Below are 20,297 nucleotides of genomic sequence, written 5' to 3' on the forward strand. Positions count from 1 at the left end.
CATAAATTAATATTCGATGTTTTGGTTTGTAAACAACACGTTTGTAGTTTGTTATGTTTTTGTTGAATTGTAATTGAATTTTGATTGAACAAAAAATACCAAAAATTATTATTTTCTGAAAATAAACAAAACATATTTGAGATGTTAGAAATAATTGTATTTTAGCATTGAACAAATCTTAATTTTTATGAAAAAACTAATTTTATTTTTTGGTGTTTTTATTTTATTAATGTCTTTTAGAACGCTTAATATCAGCAGTAAAAAAGCTTATAATAGTGGTTTTATATCAGTAAAAATCGATACATTATTTCAGGATAAAATTAGCATACGAGCAATCTTAATTGATAAAGATAAGGTTTGGTATGGAGGAGATAACTCACGTTTTGGCTATTACGATTTAAGTAAGAAAGAAAAATTTGAAGAACATATTTATCGTGATACGTTAAAATTAGAATTTAGAAGTATTGCACAAAATTCAAAAAACATTTTTTTGTTAAGTGTTTCCAATCCTGCGTTGCTTTATTCGGTTTCTAAAAAAGATCATAAGGTTAAGTTAGTTTATAAAGAAGTTAATGCAAAGGTTTTTTATGACAGTATGCAATTTTGGAATGATAAAGAAGGAATTGCAATTGGAGACCCTACAGAAGATACTTTCTCTGTAATTGTAACTCGTGATGGAGGAGAAACATGGACAAAATTATTGTCTGATAAATTGCCTACAAACGCAACCGGTGAAGCAGCTTTTGCCGCAAGTAACACCAATATAGTGGTAAAAGGAGACGATACCTGGCTGGTTTCCGGTGGAAAAAAAGCACGTGTTTTTTATTCTCCCGATAAAGCAAAAACATGGAAAGTAGTTGAAACTCCAATTGTTCAGGGAAAAGCTATGACGGGGATTTATACAGCCGATTTTTATGATGCAAAACATGGTTTTATAGCAGGTGGTGATTATGACCTTCCAAACAAAAAATCAGGTAATAAGGCTTTTACCAAAGATGGTGGAAAAACATGGGAATTAATTGGTCAGGATATGGGTTTTGGATATGCTTCATGCATACAATATGTTCCGGGTGGAAATGGTAAAGAAATTATTTGTGTGGGTTCTGAAGGAGTACAGTATTCTCAAAATGGAGGTGAAAACTGGACACAATTATCTACAGATACAAAGCTTTTTACAATTCGTTTCGTTAACAGAAATACTGCAATTGCTGCGGGATACAATAAAGTAGTTCGACTAAACTTTAAATAAAAAATAAGAACCCTAAATAATAAAGTAAGTATTATTATATAGGGTTCTTATCACTGTTGTTTCGTAAGGCAATTTATTTTCCTGCTTTATCCCGATATTGTTTTAATAATTTTCGGTTAAAATCATCTTCAGATTTTTTAAGCTTTAATATCTTTTTTGCCGGTAATACCTTTTTTATGTTTGTCATAAACTTTTCACGTAAAAGATACAACTCTTTATCTGTACATTCAATTTGAGATAACAATGTAGTAGCTTCTTTCTCTGAAATTGAATTTATGTTATCATCATCTAATTTTTTCAGATACGTTTTCATTTTATCATGGCGCAATTCAAATTGTTTGTCATCATACGCATTGTAAATTGGCCAAAATTTCTCCGCTTCTGTAGGTGTAAGCTCAAGTTCTGTAGTCAAAAACGAAACCTTAAAAGCTTTAATTTTTTCACGTTTTTCATCTGTTTTATCATTTTGAGCATAAAATGAAAAAGTAACTAAAAACAGAAGTAATGCTAATATATTTTTGATTTTCATATTTGTATAATTTTGTTTTTATTCAGAAATTAAATTTTCAATATTAGGATTTGTAGCCAAAATATCCTCTAAAGTCTCTTCCTCAAGGGCTACATTTTTATTTAATTTGTCAATATCTTTAGTATCTAACTCTTTAATTAAATCGTATTGATTTAAATTCGATTGATAAGTTAAATATGTTTCTAACGTTGCTTCGTCAAGTTCTTTTGATGCTTTATAATAATGATTTGCAGTTGGGATTAAAAAGGCAATAAAAACCGCAGCCGCAGCAGCTATCGAAACAACTTTTTTGCGTTTATAAAGAGGAATTACTTTTACTTCTCTTTCATTAATCTGTTCTAAAACTTTTGCCGAAAGAGTATCAAAATAATGATCCGGAGTTTTAAATCCTGATTTTACTTTCGGTTCGTTTTCTAATTTAAATTCTTTCATAATGTCTGTAAGATAAGATTTGCTATAAAAGGTTTAATTTGATGTAACATATAATTCAATTTTTTTCACCGCATGATGATAAGATGCTTTTAATGCACCCACGGATGTACCAAGGATTTCTGCGATTTCTTCGTATTTTAATTCCTCGAAATATTTCATCTTAAAAACCAGCTGCTGCTTTTCGGGCAGTGTAACTATTGCTTTTTGAAGTTTGATCTGGATTTCATCTCCATCAAAATAAACATCTGATTTTAGATTGTCGATCGTTTTGTTTTGTAAATCTTCAGAAGTTATACCTTTTAATTTTGCTTTCTGATTTAAAAAAGTCAAAGCTTCGTTTGTCGCAATTCGATACATCCAGGAAAAGAGTTTACTTTCTCCCTTGAAGTTTTTTAAGTATTGAAATACCTTTACAAAAGTATTTTGCAAAACATCGTCTGCATCATCATGATTCAAAACAATATTTCGAATATGACAATACAATGGTTTTTGATAATCAGATATGAGTTTTTGAAACGCTGTGTTCTGCGTTTTAGGATCTAATAATTGTTGTATAAATTCCTTCTCGTCGATCAAACTTCTTGATTTATCAATCCTTATATTAACTTAGAATGAATTTTAAACAAAAGGTTTAATCCACCTTAAAAAAAAATTAAAATTCAGAGTCTTCTTCTGTTTTAGCAGGAGTTGTTGTCGCTGGTGTCGCAGGTTTTTGTGTAGCTGGTTTTTGCACTGCAGGTTTTTGAGTTGCTGGTTTTTGAGTTGCTGGTTTTTGAGTTGCTGGTTTTGGTGCAGTTGCCGCCGGAGTTGTTGTTCCGGATGCGTCGGTTTCTGTTTCAGCTTGATAAGAAGCTGGCGATGTAACAGGTGTTATTGCAGAAGCAGGAACAACTTTTGGTTTAATTGGGAAATAAATTTCTGTAACTAATTTAGACGGGCTTTTTACATCTAATTTGCTTACAGATAGGATTTCAAGATGTGACCATCCTAATTCAGGTATAATTTTCTGATTGTTGATATAAGCTGTTGTTTTTGCAATAGCTTCACTTGTATGCGTATAATCTCCTTTTAAAGTTGTTTTAACAGCATCAAAACCATTTAATTTTCCTGATAAAATATCACTTCCCGCGCTAATCGAAATTTCTTTATTAATAGGTAAACAAATTGAAATTTTAGCCAATCCTTTTGCAGTATCATAAGTGTGATAAATAATAAAAGGTTTTCCGTTTGCACTTAAATCATTGGTTTCGCTAAAATGAATCAATTTCGGAATTACAATTCTGGCATTTTTATTAATCTTAGAAATCTCGCTTGTAAATGTCTGCTTGATATATGGAGTCTCGGTTTTTTTAACCACTCCGTCTACTTGAACTGCGTAAGTTTTTGTTTCGTAATCAAGGTTTTTGTCAATGTTTGCAAGGCTTTTTTCGTAAATAGTACCAATAACTTTATCTGAACCTCCATTTAATGCAGCATATATTTTAAACAAAAAGCTCATTGTTCCTTTTGCTTTCCAGGTCACTTTTGTTTTTCCTGCAAGAGTATCTTTAAAAGTCCAGGCTACATCAGCTTCTGTGCCGTCGTATTTCATTTTTTGTTCAATACTTTCTCCGTCTTTTGTTTTTAGGGTAATGGCATTTCCGGCTCCTTCTTCGCCAGACCAATAAAATGAACCTCCGTTGCCAGTGGTTTTATTTGGGAAAGTAAACTTTAAAGACGGATCTTCAACTGCCCAGGATTCGAAATCTTCGTAATTTCTAAAGTCATTTACATAATTATATACAGTTGCCTTTGGCGAATTGATTACTTTGCTTCTTTCAACAGAAAAAATCCCTTTTTGGGTAGCAACAAAAACGGTAAGAGCAACTAAACTTAATAAAAGTAAAAGAAATAAATATTTTAGAATCTTCATTGGTGCAGGTTTTTCGTAAAGTTATAAATTTTCTTGGGAGTCTAAACTAATAACTAAAAATAATAGATTGTATTATCTCTTTAAAAAGATTTTGATGACAAATAAAAGAGCAATAAAAAGAAGAAATACAAGTAATACTTTATAATTCCCTTTGTAAAAAACTTTGTGAAGTGCAAGATCTTTGCGGTAAGCGAAAATCATTACGATTACAAATGCAATAAAAAAACAGAGCCCGAATATTAATTGTCCTTGACTAAACATACTTAAAAATTATTTTTGACAAATTTAGAGAATTGTATACGATTTGTTGCTAATTTGCCGTCTCATTTAATAGAATAAAAACATGAAAAAACAACTTGATGCGGTAACTGAATTTCATACTGCTTTTAAAATAGGTCACAGCCAGACTCCAATTGCTGATTTGGGAGAAACTAAAAAACTGCTTCGTTATAATTTAATGAAAGAAGAAAACGAAGAATATCTTGAGGCAGTACAGAATAATGACTTAGTCGAAATTGCTGACGCTCTTGGTGATATGATGTACATTTTATGCGGAACAATTATAGAACATGGTTTACAAGATAAAATTGAAGCGGTTTTTGATGAAATCCAACGCAGTAATATGAGTAAACTTGGAGAAGATGGAAAACCAATTTACCGTGAAGACGGGAAAGTAATGAAGGGACCAAATTACTTTAAACCTGATTTTTCGAAGTTGTTATAAAATAGAAAACCCGATAAATTTTAAATTTATCGGGTTTGTTTTTATTATTCTGACTTTTGGATTATTGAACTTTAACTGTCCATCCATAAGTATCTTCAGAAAGTTTATTTTGAAGACTTGTTAGTTTTTCTTTTAAGAAAGAAGCGTATGAATTCTCGATTGGAGCTAATTCAAAATATTCATCTTTATAAGAGAATCCTTTGATTACGCTGATAACCGCAGCAGTTCCAGCTCCGAAGATTTCTTTTAATGATCCGTTTTTAGCAGCTTCGACTAATTCTGAAACAATTACGGGGCGAACTTCAACATTCAATCCTTCTTTTTCAGCCATCGTAATTAAACTTTTTCTGGTAATACCATCTAAAATTCTTTCGCTTGTTGGAGCTGTTAATAAAGTATCATTGATTCTGAAGAAAACGTTCATTGTTCCTGCTTCTTCCAGTTTTGTATGCGTTGCATCATCTGTCCAGATAACTTGTTGGAAACCTTCTTTGTTTGCCAAGTTAGTTGGGTAAAACTGCGCAGCATAGTTTCCGGCAGCTTTTGCAGCGCCAATTCCACCATTTGCAGCTCTGCTGTAATGTTCAGCAATAATTACTTTTACTTCACCTCCATAATACGATTTTGCAGGAGAAAGTAAAATCATGAATTTATATTCGTCAGACGGATTTGCAATAACCCCGGGACCAGTAGCAATCATAAAAGGACGGATATACATACTTGCTCCGTTTCCTCTTTGAATCCATTCCTGATCAATTTTTAATAACTCATTTAAACCTTCCAAAAATATATCTTCCGGTACTTCAGGCATAGCCATACGTACAGCAGAATTGTTGAAACGTTTGTAGTTTTCATCAGGTCTAAACAACCAAACATCATTATTTTCATCTTTATAAGCTTTCATTCCTTCAAAAATCGCTTGTCCATAATGAAAGACTTTTGAAGAAGGATCCATTAAAATCGGTGCATAAGGCTTAATGACCGGAGTCTGCCACTGTCCGTTTTTGTAATCACATTCAAATAAATGGTCTGTAAATACAGCACCAAAGCTTAAGTTTTCAAAGTCTACAGAACTTATCTTAGACGAAGTAGCTTTTCTGATTTCAATTTTGCTTGTTTGAGTTGTACTCATAATTATGTAAAGTTTTTATCTAATTGGTATTCTTATCAGATGAAAATATAACGTAATGATCTGATGAAGAATAGGTTTTCTTAAATGCAAAATTACGGAAAAATATATAATTTGCTTGGTAAAACTGCATTAATTCCTATGTTTAACTGAGATTTATTTATCTTATAATAAACCTAAAATTTTTGCAGAGTTTTATAAGGAATTTATGAAAAAACTATCATTTTTTAAGGCTTTACGCATTTGTTTTGAGTAAATTTGACTTAGAAAATGGGTTACAAATCGATAATTATCCATTGCAAAATTCGAAAATTGTGAAAAGAGAAATAATTAAAACGCTAGATGGTTCAACCACAATTCATTTAGAAGAATGGAACGAAAGTTACCATTCAAAACACGGGGCAATACAAGAAGCAAAACACGTATTTATAAAAAATGGTTTGTCCTTATTTGATAATAATCCGGTTTCTATTCTTGAAATTGGTTTTGGAACCGGTTTGAATGCTTTTATAACTTTTTTAGAATCAGAACATAAGCAGCAGCAAATTGATTATGTTGGAGTAGAAGCCTATCCTGTAAATGCAGAAGAAATTTTAGGAATGAATTATGTTGCTGAACTTGAGGCATTGAAATTTGAGAACATTTTCAAGAAAATGCATAAAACGGAATGGAATGAGAAAAACGAAATTAGCAGCCAATTCTCGTTAACCAAAAGGAAACAATTTTTTGATGAAATAAACGATTTTGAGATTTTTGATTTGATTTACTTTGATGCCTTCGGATATCGCGTGCAGCCGGAGCTTTGGAGTACTGAAATTTTTCAGAAAATGTATAATAGTTTAAAACCTAATGGAGTCCTTGTTACTTATGCAGCCCGCGGAGTTGTTAAAAGAAGCATGATTTCTGTTGGATTTACAGTCGAAAAATTGGCAGGCCCGCCGGGAAAACGAGAAATGTTTAGAGCCTTTAAAAGGTATAATTGAGTTGTTTAGAATGGTTCTATATTGATTTATGTGCACTAAGAAAACGTATTCGTTGATAAAGTTTTTAAAAAAATAAGTTAAAAAGAAACTTTATATGTGATTAATGTTTACATTTGGTGCGAGTTTAAAAATATAGATAACCCCCAAAAATCTTATTTTATTATGTCAAAAATGATGTTTGATTACACGAAATCAATACTTGAGAGAGTAAGTTTCGACCCGGTACTTTTCTGCAGAGAGTTAGAAAAAGCTATCAAAACACTGTTACCTTATGAAATGGAACAATTGCAAGAATGGTTATTAAATTTCATTATTGAAAAACCAGAATTAAAACAAAGTCTACTACTGATTAAAGTATAAAAAAAAGGAGCCAAATTGGCTCCTTTTTTTATGTTTACTTTTTTTGCAGCGGACTAATGATTTGAACATTCTGAAAAACAATTGCTCCTTTTACAACTCCGGCAATAGTTGATCGAAGTGCGTCAATGATTTGCATTTTTAATTCGCTCTTTGGGTAAATCAAACTTACCTCTCGGGCAGGTTTTGGTTCCTTAAAGTTTCGTAGTTTCAGTTTGTCGGAATCTTTTAAGTCTAAGGTGTGCAAGTACGGAAGTAACGTTGTACCCAAACCTTCGTCGGCTAATTTTATCAGTGTTTCAAAACTTCCGCTTTGAATCTGAAAATTATTTTGCTCGACATCAGTGCCGTTTTTGCATAAATTTAAAATCCCGTCTCTAAAACAATGTCCATCTTGTAAAAGCAGAATTTCATTAATATTCAAATCTGCAACTTCAATTTCTTCCTTTTGAAAACTGCTGTGATGTTCCGGAATGTAAGCTACAAATGGCTCAAAGTATAATACAATTTCTTTTATTTTTTCATCTTCAAGCGGAGTTGCCGCAATTGCAGCATCAAGATGACCATTTTTTAGTTTTACAATAATTTCATCTGTATTAAGCTCTTCAATTAAAAGCTTCACCTTTGGATATTTCTTAATGAAGTTATTTAAAAACATAGGTAAAAGTGTTGGCATAATCGTTGGAATAATTCCTAAACGAAATTCGCCGCCAATAAAACCTTTTTGCTGTTCGACAATATCTTTAATACGATCTGCTTCGTTTACAATGTTTTTTGCCTGGTTTACAATCTTTTGCCCAATATCTGTAAGCTGGATAGGTTTTTTGCTTCTGTCGAAAATTAAAATATTAAGTTCTTCTTCAATTTTTTGAATCTGCATACTTAATGTGGGTTGTGTTACGAAACATTTTTCGGCCGCAAGTGTAAAGTTTTTATGCTCTGCAACTGCTAACACATATTGTAATTGAGTTATCGTCATTTTGATAGTAATTTTTGATACAAAAATAAGTAAATATAATTTTTTTTTATAATTTTTTTAATGAAGATAATTTAAATTTGTAGTAAACTTAGTTATAAAAAATGAAGATTATGAAAACAAATATTTTAGGATTACCTGTAAAAGAGTCAGAATTGTTAGTGAAAGAATTGAATGTTTTATTATCAAATTTTCAGGTATACTATCAAAATTTAAGAGGAATTCATTGGAATATTCGTGGAAAACGTTTCTTCGATCTGCATGTAAAATTTGAAGAATTATATACAGATTCACAATTAAAAATAGATATGATTGCAGAAAGAGTTTTGACAATTGGCGGAACTCCATTGCATACTTTTGAAGATTATATCAAAAACAATAAATTGACAATTGGAAAAAATATCTCAAACGATGAAAAAGCAGTTCAGTTAATTGTAAATTCATTATCTGATTTATTAAAAATTGAAAGAGAGATCCTGAATAAATCTGGCGAAATTAACGATGAAGGTACAAATTCGATGATGAGTGACTTTATAGCAGAGCAGGAAAAAACAATTTGGATGATGAATGCATGGCTGGACGAATCGTTATAATTTGTTGTTTATTAATGTATTAAAAAGCAGATTGGTCGATTTTGATCCTTCTGCTTTTATCTTTTTGTTAAAATTGTATAAAATTTTCAGCCAGTAGCTTTGATTTTATTTGTTTAACGCTATTTTTGCCACAATGAAAATACTAGCACGCATATTATTATTCATATTTATTGCCTTCTTATCGACCCCGACAATTGTTCAGGCGATTAAGAAAGGGAATTCGTGCGTGTCTTTTAATTTTTCTGAAGAAGAAGTGCATAAAGAATTAAAATCTGTAGTGCATCCTGTAATTTTAGAACATGAAGCACCGCTTCCTGTTTACATTCAAAAGAAAACGATCGTTTCTGAAAACATCGTAAAATTAGATAATATTTCTCCGAGCATATTTGCTCCACCACCCAACTTGGCATAATACTTCCGATTATTTGAAGAACAACTGTATTTACTACAAATGCGGCATGGTTCTAATGTATCAATTTTTAGTATTGTATTATGACAAAAAAAATTAATCTTTTTGCCAACCTTAAGTCTGACTTTGCTTCAGGTTTAGTGGTTTTCTTGGTGGCTCTTCCATTGTGTTTAGGTATTGCAATGGCTTCTGGAGCACCGTTATTTTCTGGAATTATTGCGGGTGTTATTGGTGGTATTGTGGTAGGTTATTTAAGCCAGTCCCACATTAGTGTTTCTGGGCCTGCTGCTGGTTTAACAGCTATTATTTTGACCGCTATTACTGATTTTGGTGCCTTTGATGTGTTTTTACTGTCTGTTTTTATTGCAGGACTAATTCAATTGGCATTAGGATTTTTAAAAGCGGGAAGTATATCAAACTATTTTCCAACAAACGTAATTGAAGGAATGCTTGCAGGTATCGGAATTATTATTATTCTGAAACAAATTCCGCATGCATTTGGTTACGATGCTGATTTTGAAGGCGATCAGGCGTTTATTCAAAATGACGGAAGCAATTCATTTTCATTTCTTTTTGATGTTTTAAACCATATCCATTTAGGAGCAGTTGTAATTTCATTGATCTCACTTGTAATATTAATTTCATGGGATAAAGTTCCATTTTTAAAGAGATTAAAATTAGTTCCGGGTGCACTTGTAGCCGTTATCCTGGGAGTTTTATTAAATGAATTTTTTATATCAACAGGAAGCTCATTGGCAATTGCAAAAGAACATTTGGTTTCTTTGCCAGTTCCAAAGTCTTTTGATGATTTCAAATCAATTATAATTACACCAAATTTTACAGCGATTTCAAATCCGCAGGTTTGGGTTGTAGCTGTTACAATTGCCATTGTAGCTTCTATTGAAACGCTTTTGTGTATTGAGGCTTCAGACAGAATGGACGTTCAAAAACGTTATACTGATACCAATGTTGAACTTAGAGCGCAGGGAATTGGTAATATTGCAAGTTCGCTTTTAGGCGGATTACCAATGACATCTGTTGTGGTAAGATCTTCTGCAAATAATAACGCAGGTGCAAAATCTAAAATGTCAGCCATCATTCATGGGGTGCTTTTATTAATAAGTGTATTGTCTATTCCGGCAATTTTAAATAAAATTCCTTTGGCAACTTTGGCAACGGTTTTAATCTTGGTTGGATATAAATTAGCAAAACCAGCAACCTTTATGCATTTCTGGGAAAAGGGAAAATACCAGTTTGTCCCTTTTATTGCAACTTTGGTCTTTGTCGTTGCGACAGATTTGCTTAAAGGAGTTGCTTTAGGAATTATAATTAGTATCATTTTTGTTTTAAGAGGAAATTTAAAAAGAGCTTACAACTTCAAAAAAGAAGAATATGAAGATGGCGATATCATTCACATTGATTTAGCTCAGGAAGTTTCTTTTTTAAATAAAGCTGCAATCAAACAAACATTAAGTGAAATTCCGGAAAATTGTAAAGTGATTATTAATGCGCACGATACGGAATATATTGCGCATGATGTATTAGATTTAATTCGCGAGTTTAAGGAAACCCGAGCAATTGATGAAAATATAAAAGTAAAACTAAAAGGTTTTAAAGAGGCTTACGAATTAGAAAACACTCCTGATAACAACAATCACGTTACGATTGAACATTATTATGATGTTGCTAAACGAGCATTGGTTAAGAAAGAACAAAAGGAAAAATTTTAAACAAATTATATAAATAAAGATATTAATCAGGTTTGAGAAGTATCAAAATTTAAATAACTTTACAAAAAGTCTTTTTGATATGCTTAAGCATTGATAATACCAAGAAAAAACCTAAGAAAAATGAGAAAGTTCTATGAACAAATATTGGAGAACAATAAAAAATGGGTAGAAGACTCATTAGCAAAAGATCCTAATTATTTTGCTGATTTAGCAAAAGGACAATCTCCGCCTTTATTATGGATTGGATGTTCTGACAGCCGTGTTCCTGCAAATGAAATTATTGGGGCAAAACCAGGTGAAGTTTTTGTGCACAGAAACATTGCTAACATGGTAGTTCACTCCGATATGAATATGTTAAGTGTACTGGATTATGCAGTAAACGTTTTAAAAGTAAAACACGTTATTGTTTGCGGACATTACGGATGTGGTGGTGTAAAAGCTGCTATGGGTAATTTATCTGTTGGAATTATTGATAACTGGATTCGTCACATTAAAGATGAATACCGACTTCACGATAAATACTTGAATTCTATCGAAGATGAAACAGAACGTTTTAATGCTTTTGTAGAAATCAATGCTAAAGAACAAGTTTACAATTTAGCTAAAACATCAATTGTTCAATCGGCTTGGAAAAACGGTCAGGATTTAATGCTTCACGGATGGGTTTACGGATTGAATTCTGGTTTTGTAACCGATTTAAATGTGACCATTTCTTCCAATGATGAACTTGATGATGTTTATCAGCTGAGTAATCTATAAAAATAAAAATCGCCTCAAAAGGGCGATTTTTTTTATTCGTTTTCGTCTAGATTTTCATTAAATGCAGATGGTAGCATCGTTGGAATAAACTTTATTAAAATCGGCAGTAATAAACTTCCGCCCGGAAGCAGAAATATCGTTAAGGACGGAATTGTTTTACAGATATCTAAAAGCTGTTTTTTTACTTTTTTCTTTTCTTTCGCATCTAAATCCCTTGTTGTGGAATAAGCCAATAGAACCATTAATTCTTTACTCTGAACAATTTCCTTAATTAATCTGTTTTTGTTTCTTATAATCAGTTTTACAACGCTGTGCGTCATCTGATCGTAGAAATGCTTTACCGGATTTGAATAATTAAAATATGGAATTTTCTTTTTATGAGTCGTAATAAAATCGTGAGTGGTATCAATACTTGTTTTTACAAAATCATCAGAAACGCCCATCATTGAACCTAGAGAATACAAGAAATAAGATTCTTCATTTTCAACAACGCCATCGCTCCACAACGCCATTCCGGCCATGTCAATTAAATAATAATGCTCTAAAGTATTTTTAAAATAATCTAATTGTAAAGTCTCTAAAGTATCTACGGTAACTTTCGAAAATTTAGAATAACGAATTGAAGCCTCAAAAAGTTTAATTAGCAAATCGTCATGCTGCGATTTGATTGTTTTTGTTTTTAAAGCCAAACCTACGATTCCAAGAACCGTTTCTTCAATTCGTTTTAAATATTTTTCAGGAATTTCTCCGTGTTCTAAATATTGTCTAAATGCCAAAACATCAATAAACAAAAGCGCATTAGTTACTAAATGCGAAAAGTTTTTGCTGATGATGCTGTCATTGGTCTGTACTCTTTCATCAATTATACTTTCTAATGAATGAGAAGGAGTGTCTTTTGGAAGCAGAATCTTAAACAAATTAAACCCTTCAGGATTCATTTGTTTATAGAATTTTAAAACTTCGGTGATAAAGTTATTCGGTTCAGAATTTCTTTTTTCTAAACAAAAAACATGATAAAGGGTATTTAATAAGGCAATTTTAGAAATTTCGGTTTTAAACCAGCCTTTTATCGGAATTGGGATTTGAGAATCAATTGCAATGATATGACCGTAGATAAAACCAGTTTCTCTAACTTTATAGTAAAAGAAATCTGTAGTTTCAAAAGGAATTGCTTCTGAAAACTTCTGCTCACTAAAAAACTTATCGATCCAGCCGTGTGCTGATGGGTTAATCATTGAATTAAATTTATAGCTGCAAAGCTATATCTTTTTCTTGTCTTAGAGTGAATTAAAAATAAAATAACCACTAGATTTTTGTGAAATATAGTGGTTATTAGTATTTTATTATTTTATTATCCCGGCACAGGCAACTCTTCCGCCGGCATTTCCGGTTGGCTGAGTTGTAAAATCATCTGTTCCCTGATGCACAATTAAACCTTTACCTAACACATCTTTAGTAGCATCGCCACAGCCTACACACCATTCGTCAGTAGTTAATGTAATGGTTCCGTTACCTTTTTCATCAGCGGTAAAGTTTCCAATATCACCTTTATGATATTCGCCAACTCCCCATTTTCCGTGTTTTTTAAAAGTCGGGTTCCAGTGTCCGCCAGCAGAACTTCCGTCGGCAGCAGTACAATCTGCTTTTTCGTGAATATGCATAGCGTGAACTCCAGGCTGTAAACCAGAAACTTTTGCAGTAAAAGTTACTTTTCCATTTTTCTCAGTAAAAGTTGCGGTTCCGCTTACGTTACTACTGCTTTTAGGTTCTAATGCTATAGTCAAAGTTTTAGCATCGTTTGATTTTGTATTGGTCTTACAGCCAATGATTAAAGCTGTAATTATAGCGAATGATACGAGCAGTTTTTTCATATATACGGGCATTTTAAATTAAAGATTAAGTAAATTTAACATAAAATAACGGAATAATTTGACTCTAAAAGTTAAAAAAAAGTCAAACTATAGGCCGTAATTTGAGATCGATTGAGCACAAAAACGAAAAATATTGTTTAAATTCGTAATATTTTTAACGAAAAATTTCTGAAACTAAAATTTTCTAATTCGTTCATATTTAATACTTAATGTTATGATGAAAAAGATTTTTATCCTCGTTTTTATTACTTCGATTTTATTTTCCTGCAAGTGTCAAAAAACAGATTCGGTAGCAAAACTCGACGGAACCTGGGAACTCAATTATATTACCGGACCACGAATAACTTTTGATGGTCTGTATCCGAATAAAAAACCAACTATAAATTTCAATACAAAAGACAATCAGGTTTCCGGGAACAATAGTTGTAATTCCTATACTGGAAAATTGGTCGTAAACGGTAATAAAATTGACTTTACGCAGCCAATGGCAGTTACCAAAATGATGTGCGTGGACGGACAGCAAGGTGAACAAACTTATATGAGTACACTTCAAAAAATTACATCGTATGATATTACGGATGATGGAAAAACGCTGAATTTTATTTCAGGAGATATTGCAATGATGCGATTTACTAAAAAGTAAACAAATGGTTTTACTTAACATGATGTGAGATGAAAACTACATTATACCTTTTATTAGTATTGTTTGGCTTTTTGAATTTTTCTGCATTTGCACAGCAAAAAAGCAAAAAAGAACTAAAAGCCGAAAAAGAACTACAAAAACAAAAAGATACTGAAGCTTTAATTGATTCTAAAAATTTTGTTTTTGAAGCCCAAAAAGTCACACCACAAGGCGGCCGACTTATTATTTTAGATTATAATACTTATTTTTTGAAGTTTAATACTGAAAAAACAACCTGTGATCTCCCTTTTTTCGGTCGTGGATATAATGTTGGTTACGGAAGTGACGGCGGAATTAAATTTGAAGGAACACCAGAAAATATAAAAATAGGGAAGAAGTCAAAAAATTATAGTGTGAGAGCCACAGTTAAGGGCAGAGACGATGTTTACGATTTAGTATTTACTATTTTTTTTGATGGTGGAGCTTCACTTTCTGTCAACAGTAACAATCGAGCTCCAATTTTTTATGATGGAGAAATAAGCGCTCCAAGAGCAGAAGAAACGAAAAATTAGAAACTGTTTTTTATTGTTGAACTCTCATTTTTAAATCAATTTAATTTTAAGAATACTATATTTTTGAATGCATGATTATTTTACAAACAATTTAAAAATCAATACTATGAAAAAATTAAGTCTTATTTTTATTATGGCAATCGCCGCGTTTTCATCTTATGCACAATCTTCATTTAAGGAAGATGTAGATGTTTTACAAAGTGTTTATGGAAAATCTAAAAGTGATTTAGTAAAACAGTATATGAACTTATCTGATACACAATCAGCAGCTTTTACAAAGGTTTATGATGATTATGAAACACAGCGTAAAGCTTTGGGACAAAGCAAATTTCAACTGATTAATGATTATGCAGCTAGTTATGCAACTCTTACAGATGCAAAAGCAGATGAATTGGCAAAAGGAACTTTAAAAAATCACATCGCTTACGAGAAACTATATTGTAAAACTTACAGTAAAGCCAAAAAAGCTATTGGAGCCATAAATGCAGCTAAATTTATTCAGTTAGAAGTCTATTTGCAGACGATAATTAGAGCAGAGATTTTAGAATCGATTCCGTTTATTGGAGAATTAGACAAATCAAAAATCCAATAAACATCTTTATAAAATAAAAACGGCAGTCACTTAAAAAAGTACTGCCGTTTTTATTTGCTTTAATAAAATTTATTTAGCTGTTTTAACTTCATAAATAGCATTGACCATTCCATCGCGTGTACTATCTAAAGTAAGTTCCCAAAACATGATTCCGCCTAATTTTTTAGACTTTACATATTCTGTTTTTGCCTTAATAGATTTAATATCATCTGATGTTGCAAAAGTTTTTGTGCCTTCATTATACCAGTATGGTGCTTTTGCTTTATCATCCCAGAAATATTTCCATCCGTTTGCTTCTGTATAAGTTGTGGCATAGTTTTTAAAGTCAGCACCTTGAAAATGCTCTCCTGCCTGATACAATCCGTTATTGATGTTTTCTACATTTTTCCATTGTCTGGTGTAAAATGCTCCTCCAATTACTAATTTTTCAGCAGGAACTCCAGCTTTTAATAAAAACTCAACTGCTCTGTCTGTAGATTCTTCTTTTGGATTTGTGCTGTATAACGGTGTGTGATGTCCTGTAACTTTAGAATATCCATTTACTAAATCGTAACTCATAATATTAATACGATTCACTAATGGAGCTACAGTTTTCCAGTCAATAGACTCGTCCAGATATTTCTGAAAACCTCCGGCAGCAAAACTCAACTCATATTTTTTACCTAAAGTAGAACGTAATATTTTGATCAATTCTGTAAAATTAGGTTTGTCTGCAGCTTGATATAAATGCTCAGGAAGACCTTCAATTGCTGGATATTCCCAATCTAAATCTAAACCGTCAACTTTAAAGTAATCGCTTACTTCTTTTACTGATTTTGCGAATTTCAAACGTCCTTCAGCAGTAGAAAATGCATTTGAACAAGGTTCGCAGCCGCCCCAGCCGCCAAGAGATAAAACGATTTTTAATTGTGGATTTTTAGCTTTTAGAGAAACCAAATGTTTTATAGTAATAGAATCTTTAGGAGAATCTACACTCAGTTTTCCATCTTTTAAATGACAGAAACTAAAAATAATTTGATCTAGTTTATTGACTTCATATTCGTCAATTAGTTTAGAATCACCAGTATAATAAGCGATGATATCTAATTTCTTATTCTTCTGCGCAAAAATGTTTGTGGATATGAGGCAGATAAATAAAAGGGCAATTAGGCTAATTTGTTTCATTTTATGTTTTTTGAAGTTTTAGAACGCTAAATATAAAACATTAGAATTTAAATTTTACTATCAATCCTGTAACATAACCTCAATTTTAATAAAGATTTGTGAAATGGAGGTAAACCATATAAGTAATATAAGTTCATTTTAGACAGGACTTAATATTATTCGTTTTTCCCGTAGAGACGCACAGCAGTGCGTCTACGTCATGGTAGACGCACTGCTGTGCGTCTCTACAAAAAATGCCATAGATTACAGGATTTTCGCAGATTTTTTTAATCCTTTTAATCATGTAATCTGTGGCAAGAAATAATACGTCTCTACAAAAACACATTCTTTTAAATGAATTTATATAACTTATATGGTTCAAAATAAAAATATAAACCCGCACAGTTTCGGACTTGTGCGGGTTTAAACAAATTAAAAGCTAAAAACTATTTTTAGATTAGAAGCAGTATGAATTTTCTGCAACTAATTTAGAGGCAATCGTTTCTCTTAATGCCACAACATTTGGCAGGTTAGTGTATTTTGTAAAACGTTTTAATCCCATTAACATCATACGCTGTTCGTCACCTTCAGAGAAGGAAGCAATTCCTTCTTTTCCTCTTAAGTTTACAATATCAACCGCTTTGTACAAGTATAATTTTGCCATAGCGATTTGCTCTTTTACTTTATCTTCACCTTCTCTTTTAGCTAATTTCTCAGTTCTAAGAATAGTACTTTCAGCCATATAGATTTCGATTAAGATATCAGAAGCAGCCATTAATAACTGTTGGTGAGAATCTAAATCCGGACCATATTTTTGAACTGCACTTCCGGCAACCATTAAAAATACTTTTTTCAGGTTAGAGATGATCCCTTTTTCTTCAGCAAATAATTCAGAGAAATCAGGCGTATCAAAAGATGGAATTCCCATTAATTCTTCCTGAACTTTCATTGCAGGTCCTAATAAATCAACGTGACCTTTCATTACTTTTTTGATTAACATACCTACAGAAAGCATTCTGTTGATTTCGTTTGTTCCTTCGTAGATTCTGGCGATACGAGCATCTCTCCAGGCACTTTCCATTGGAGTATCTTCAGAGAATCCCATTCCACCAAAAATCTGAATTCCTTCGTCAGAACAGTTTTGAATATCTTCAGAAACGGCTACTTTCAAGATTGAACATTCGATAGCGTATTCTTCAACACCTTTCAATTCTGCTTCCTGATGAGAAGTTCCTTCCGCTTCACGAGCAGCGATTCTGTCTTCGATGTCTTTTGCAGCACGGTAAGAAGCACTTTCTCCGGCGTAGGCACTAGTTGCCATTTCTGCTAATTTAGAGCGGATAGCTCCAAAAGATGAAATTGCAGTATTGAACTGGATTCTTTCATTAGCATATTTTACAGCTCCAGAAGTAACTCTTCTTTGCGCATCTAAACAAGCGGCAGCCAATTTAATACGACCAACGTTTAAAGCATTCATCGCGATTTTGAAACCGTTTCCTCTTTCAGACAACATGTTTTCAACCGGAACTTTTGTTTCGTTAAAGAAAACCTGACGAGTAGAAGAAGCACGGATTCCTAATTTATGCTCTTCTTCATTCATGGAAATTCCGTTTGACGGATCATTTTCTACAATGAAACCTGTAATATTTTTATCATCTCCAATTCTAGCAAAAACGATGAAAACGCTGCAGAAACCTGCATTCGAAATCCACATTTTTTGGCCTGTGATTAAATAATGAGTTCCGTCTTCAGATAAAACAGCTTTGGTTTTTCCTGAGTTAGCATCAGATCCTGCGCCTGGTTCAGTCAAGCAATAAGCTCCAAACCATTCTCCAGAAGCTAATTTCGGAACGTATTTTTTCTTTTGTTCTTCTGTACCATAAAGTGTAATTGGCATAGTTCCAATTCCTGTATGCGCTCCAAAAGCAGTTGAGAAAGATCCAGTAGCACCAGAAATATAATCGCAAACTAACATGGTAGATACGAATCCCATTCCTAATCCACCATATTCTTCAGGAACCGCAACTCCAAGAAGTCCAAGTTCACCAGCTTTACGCATAGATGATTCTGTATAAGCATAATCTTTTTTCTCAAAACGATCTTTATGCGCCCATAATTCTTTGTCAACGAACTCTTTTACAGAGTCACGCATCATTAACTGCTCTTCCGAGAAATCTTCTGGTGTAAAGATATCTTCGCACTTTGTTTCTTTAACTAAAAACTGACCACCACGGGTTACGTTTTTTTCGATTGTATCTGCCATTTTGTTTTTGTTTAGATTTAAAGATGCAAGAGTCAAGAAGAAAGATTGGTGTCTAACTTGTTGATGAAACCTGTGGTCATCTTTTGAAATTCAATTATTTTGTTTTTTTGCTATATTTTCACAATCTTGTCATTCCGACGGAGGAGGAATCTCCGCAAGTAACTCCGCAACGATTGACAAACTATGCCGATAATTGTCGCGGAGATTCCTCGTTCCTCGGAATGACAAACTGGGCGAATACTTTCTTATAATACTTCGTAAATCCCAGCGCTTCCTTGTCCAGTCCCCACACACATTGAAACGATTCCGTACTTATTACCTCTGCGTTTCATCTCATCAAATAACTGAACAGAAAGTTTAGCACCTGTACATCCCAGAGGGTGACCTAAAGAGATTGCTCCACCGTTTACGTTTACAATTTCCGGGTTAATGTTTAATTCACGAGTAACTGCTAAAGCTTGTGAAGCAAAAGCCTCGTTTAATTCAATTAGTTCAATATCGTTCAATGTTAAACCAGCTTGTTTTAATGCTTTCGGAATTGCTTTTACAGGACCGATACCCATAATTCTTGGCTCAACACCAGAAGAAGCAAAGTTTACTAAACGTGCAATTGGCTCAAGGTTTAATTCTTTAACCATGTCCTCACTCATGATTAAAACGAATGCAGCTCCATCACTCATTTGTGATGAGTTACCTGCTGTAACGCTTCCGTCAGCGGCAAAAACCGGTCTTAAACCTGCTAAAGCAGCAACTGATGTTCCTGCTCTTGGACCTTCGTCTTGTTTTACAACGTATGATTTAGTTTCTTTTTTTCCATTTTCATTGATGAAAGTCTGCTCGACAGTAATCGGAACGATTTGTTTGTCGAATTTCCCTTCAGCTTGCGCTTTCAAAGCTTTCATATGAGAGTTGTAAGCAAACTCATCCTGATCTTCTCTTGAGATTTTGTATTGGTTTGCCACCGCTTCAGCCGTTAAACCCATTCCCCAATAGTAATCTTCGTGACCTGCAGCAGCAACTTTATAATCCGGAGTTGGTTTGTAACCTCCCATCGGAATAAAACTCATACTTTCTGCTCCACCGGCGATAATACAATCTGCCATTCCTGATTGGATTTTAGCAGTCGCCATTCCGATAGTTTCTAATCCGGATGCGCAATAACGGTTCACAGTAACACCAGGAACATCTTCTACTTTTAATCCCATCAAAGAGATCAAACGTCCAACGTTAAGTCCTTGTTCTGCTTCCGGCATGGCATTTCCTACTATAACGTCATCGATACGTTTTTTGTCGAAATCAGGCAGTTCATCCATCATAAACTGAATCGTTTCTGCTGCTAATTCGTCAGGTCTTTTAAATCTAAAAACCCCTTTTGGTGCTTTTCCAACTGCGGTACGGTAAGCTTTTACTATATATGCTGTTTTCATAAATGATTGTATTAAGATTGGAGAA

The 20,297-nt window shown here is 32.9% G+C and carries 22 protein-coding genes; 11 read left to right on the forward strand and 11 right to left on the reverse strand.

Going from position 1 to position 20,297, the window contains the following annotated elements:
• The first annotated feature begins 187 nt into the window (after positions 1–187).
• The gene (locus ASD98_RS07725) at positions 188–1,249 is read left to right on the forward strand and encodes a hypothetical protein (RefSeq protein ID WP_056202337.1); all 1,062 of its coding nucleotides are present in this window, start codon (positions 188–190) and stop codon (positions 1,247–1,249) included.
• A 73-nt stretch (positions 1,250–1,322) separates the two neighbouring features.
• Here ASD98_RS07725 and ASD98_RS07730 read toward each other — a convergent pair whose 3' ends face one another.
• The 4 genes from ASD98_RS07730 to ASD98_RS07745 all read right to left on the reverse strand — a co-directional run bounded on the left by ASD98_RS07730 (position 1,323) and on the right by ASD98_RS07745 (position 4,122).
• A complete protein-coding gene (locus ASD98_RS07730; RefSeq protein WP_053471803.1) occupies positions 1,323–1,778 on the reverse strand; it encodes a hypothetical protein in 456 nt (151 codons plus the stop codon).
• Between the two features lie 18 nt (positions 1,779–1,796).
• The gene (locus tag ASD98_RS07735) at positions 1,797–2,210 is read right to left on the reverse strand and encodes a hypothetical protein (protein ID WP_056202340.1); all 414 of its coding nucleotides are present in this window, start codon (positions 2,208–2,210) and stop codon (positions 1,797–1,799) included.
• A gap of 33 nt (positions 2,211–2,243) precedes the next feature.
• Positions 2,244–2,786: an RNA polymerase sigma factor gene (locus ASD98_RS07740; protein ID WP_056202342.1), complete on the reverse strand. Its 543-nt coding sequence runs from the start codon at positions 2,784–2,786 to the stop codon at positions 2,244–2,246.
• 76 nt (positions 2,787–2,862) lie between these two features.
• Positions 2,863–4,122, reverse strand: a complete 1,260-nt coding sequence (locus tag ASD98_RS07745) for a transcriptional regulator (protein WP_056202346.1) — start codon at positions 4,120–4,122, stop codon at positions 2,863–2,865.
• Positions 4,123–4,465: 343 nt separating this feature from the next.
• Here ASD98_RS07745 and ASD98_RS07755 point away from each other — a divergent pair, with 343 nt between their 5' ends.
• The gene (locus ASD98_RS07755; RefSeq protein ID WP_053471798.1) at positions 4,466–4,846 is read left to right on the forward strand and encodes a nucleoside triphosphate pyrophosphohydrolase family protein; all 381 of its coding nucleotides are present in this window, start codon (positions 4,466–4,468) and stop codon (positions 4,844–4,846) included.
• A gap of 61 nt (positions 4,847–4,907) precedes the next feature.
• Here ASD98_RS07755 and ASD98_RS07760 read toward each other — a convergent pair whose 3' ends face one another.
• A complete protein-coding gene (locus ASD98_RS07760; RefSeq protein ID WP_056202352.1) occupies positions 4,908–5,978 on the reverse strand; it encodes a branched-chain amino acid aminotransferase in 1,071 nt (356 codons plus the stop codon).
• A gap of 311 nt (positions 5,979–6,289) precedes the next feature.
• On the opposite strand from ASD98_RS07760, the gene mnmD reads away from it, so the two are divergent.
• On the forward strand, positions 6,290–6,958 hold the full coding sequence (gene mnmD / locus ASD98_RS07765; RefSeq protein WP_056203272.1) for a tRNA (5-methylaminomethyl-2-thiouridine)(34)-methyltransferase MnmD: 669 nt from the start codon (positions 6,290–6,292) through the stop codon (positions 6,956–6,958).
• A 162-nt stretch (positions 6,959–7,120) separates the two neighbouring features.
• Positions 7,121–7,318 (forward strand): hypothetical protein, encoded by a 198-nt coding sequence (locus ASD98_RS24350; RefSeq protein ID WP_053471796.1) that lies wholly within the window; start codon positions 7,121–7,123, stop codon positions 7,316–7,318.
• A gap of 34 nt (positions 7,319–7,352) precedes the next feature.
• Here ASD98_RS24350 and ASD98_RS07775 read toward each other — a convergent pair whose 3' ends face one another.
• Positions 7,353–8,294: a LysR substrate-binding domain-containing protein gene (locus ASD98_RS07775; RefSeq protein WP_056202355.1), complete on the reverse strand. Its 942-nt coding sequence runs from the start codon at positions 8,292–8,294 to the stop codon at positions 7,353–7,355.
• A gap of 110 nt (positions 8,295–8,404) precedes the next feature.
• On the opposite strand from ASD98_RS07775, the gene ASD98_RS07780 reads away from it, so the two are divergent.
• The 4 genes from ASD98_RS07780 (at position 8,405) to can (ending at position 11,782) form a co-directional block, all read left to right on the forward strand.
• Positions 8,405–8,884: a Dps family protein gene (locus tag ASD98_RS07780; protein WP_056202356.1), complete on the forward strand. Its 480-nt coding sequence runs from the start codon at positions 8,405–8,407 to the stop codon at positions 8,882–8,884.
• Positions 8,885–9,017: 133 nt separating this feature from the next.
• Complete coding sequence (locus tag ASD98_RS07785; RefSeq protein WP_073484764.1) at positions 9,018–9,296, forward strand: hypothetical protein; 279 nt, start codon at positions 9,018–9,020, stop codon at positions 9,294–9,296.
• 80 nt (positions 9,297–9,376) lie between these two features.
• The gene (locus ASD98_RS07790) at positions 9,377–11,023 is read left to right on the forward strand and encodes a SulP family inorganic anion transporter (RefSeq protein ID WP_056202363.1); all 1,647 of its coding nucleotides are present in this window, start codon (positions 9,377–9,379) and stop codon (positions 11,021–11,023) included.
• A 120-nt stretch (positions 11,024–11,143) separates the two neighbouring features.
• On the forward strand, positions 11,144–11,782 hold the full coding sequence (can, locus tag ASD98_RS07795) for a carbonate dehydratase (protein ID WP_053471791.1): 639 nt from the start codon (positions 11,144–11,146) through the stop codon (positions 11,780–11,782).
• Positions 11,783–11,814: 32 nt separating this feature from the next.
• Here can and ASD98_RS07800 read toward each other — a convergent pair whose 3' ends face one another.
• Both ASD98_RS07800 and ASD98_RS07805 read right to left on the reverse strand, forming a co-directional pair.
• Complete coding sequence (locus ASD98_RS07800; RefSeq protein WP_056202366.1) at positions 11,815–13,017, reverse strand: LETM1-related biofilm-associated protein; 1,203 nt, start codon at positions 13,015–13,017, stop codon at positions 11,815–11,817.
• A gap of 108 nt (positions 13,018–13,125) precedes the next feature.
• On the reverse strand, positions 13,126–13,653 hold the full coding sequence (locus ASD98_RS07805) for a superoxide dismutase family protein (RefSeq protein ID WP_056202370.1): 528 nt from the start codon (positions 13,651–13,653) through the stop codon (positions 13,126–13,128).
• A 214-nt stretch (positions 13,654–13,867) separates the two neighbouring features.
• Between ASD98_RS07805 and ASD98_RS07810 the strand changes: the two genes are divergently transcribed.
• The 3 genes from ASD98_RS07810 (at position 13,868) to ASD98_RS07820 (ending at position 15,439) form a co-directional block, all read left to right on the forward strand.
• Entirely contained in the window at positions 13,868–14,296 is a 429-nt protein-coding gene (locus ASD98_RS07810; protein ID WP_056202372.1) for an META domain-containing protein, read from the forward strand.
• Positions 14,297–14,325: 29 nt separating this feature from the next.
• Complete coding sequence (locus ASD98_RS07815) at positions 14,326–14,847, forward strand: DUF4251 domain-containing protein (protein ID WP_056202375.1); 522 nt, start codon at positions 14,326–14,328, stop codon at positions 14,845–14,847.
• 106 nt (positions 14,848–14,953) lie between these two features.
• Complete coding sequence (locus ASD98_RS07820; protein WP_056203275.1) at positions 14,954–15,439, forward strand: hypothetical protein; 486 nt, start codon at positions 14,954–14,956, stop codon at positions 15,437–15,439.
• 69 nt (positions 15,440–15,508) lie between these two features.
• On the opposite strand, the gene ASD98_RS07825 is transcribed toward ASD98_RS07820, so the two are convergent.
• From ASD98_RS07825 to ASD98_RS07835, 3 genes are all read right to left on the reverse strand, one after another.
• Positions 15,509–16,603 carry a glycoside hydrolase family 18 protein gene (locus tag ASD98_RS07825; protein WP_056202378.1) on the reverse strand — a complete coding sequence of 365 codons (1,095 nt, stop codon included), beginning with the start codon at positions 16,601–16,603 and terminating at the stop codon, positions 15,509–15,511.
• 436 nt (positions 16,604–17,039) lie between these two features.
• Complete coding sequence (locus ASD98_RS07830; protein ID WP_056202380.1) at positions 17,040–18,845, reverse strand: acyl-CoA dehydrogenase family protein; 1,806 nt, start codon at positions 18,843–18,845, stop codon at positions 17,040–17,042.
• Between the two features lie 245 nt (positions 18,846–19,090).
• A complete protein-coding gene (locus ASD98_RS07835; protein ID WP_056202383.1) occupies positions 19,091–20,272 on the reverse strand; it encodes an acetyl-CoA C-acyltransferase in 1,182 nt (393 codons plus the stop codon).
• Positions 20,273–20,297: the final 25 nt, after the last annotated feature.

Origin of the sequence: Flavobacterium sp. Root186 (genome assembly GCF_001428525.1) — a bacterium.
In the GTDB taxonomy this organism is placed as follows: domain Bacteria; phylum Bacteroidota; class Bacteroidia; order Flavobacteriales; family Flavobacteriaceae; genus Flavobacterium.